At 41.3% G+C, this 569-nt stretch carries 1 protein-coding gene; it reads right to left on the bottom strand.

What is annotated here, in order from left to right:
• The coding region (locus tag ACYVLS_RS08840) for a transposase (protein WP_460323682.1) at positions 1-569 on the bottom strand (569 nt) is incomplete at both ends.

Here is a 569-nt window from a genome sequence, read left to right as displayed (position 1 = left end):
CCCTCTCTTTTGGTAGAGCTTGTACACTGTTTGGGCAGGTATATCAACGAAATTTGATACGATAAACTCAAACGTCGTAAATAAGAGTTCGCCAGCTTCTCGAGTGGCCTTTACAGCTACTTTACGACCCGTTTCCCAAGTTTTAGCTTGATAATCAATCTTGAAATACTGTGATTCTTTATGTGTAAAGTCTGTATCTGGTCCGTAAAGGACCTTTTGTTGAGCCATGTTCTTCAGTCGTGCATTGACTTTTAAACGAATAATATACTTCACTTTTTCTTGCTCGCATAACTCATAGATCTCAGGTTTGGCAAAGCCACTGTCCCCTCGGACAGTTAAAAACATATCACATGAGTGCTGCTTGTGTTGTTGGATAATATCTTTTAAAAAGACCTCTGCATTGTTAGACGTGTACACATTGCCCGGACGAAGTTCGGCACCTAGAAACAGACCAGTCAGTCCATCAAAAGCCACTAAGGGATGATAACCCGTTGTTCCGTAGTGAGTATTGAAATCAGTCTGTTCTTGTTTTCCGAAGGTGTCTGAGTGAGTAGAATCCACGTCAATGA

It is taken from the genome of Alkalibacterium psychrotolerans, assembly GCF_054784355.1.
This window is presented reverse-complemented; position numbering and strand designations above follow the sequence as displayed.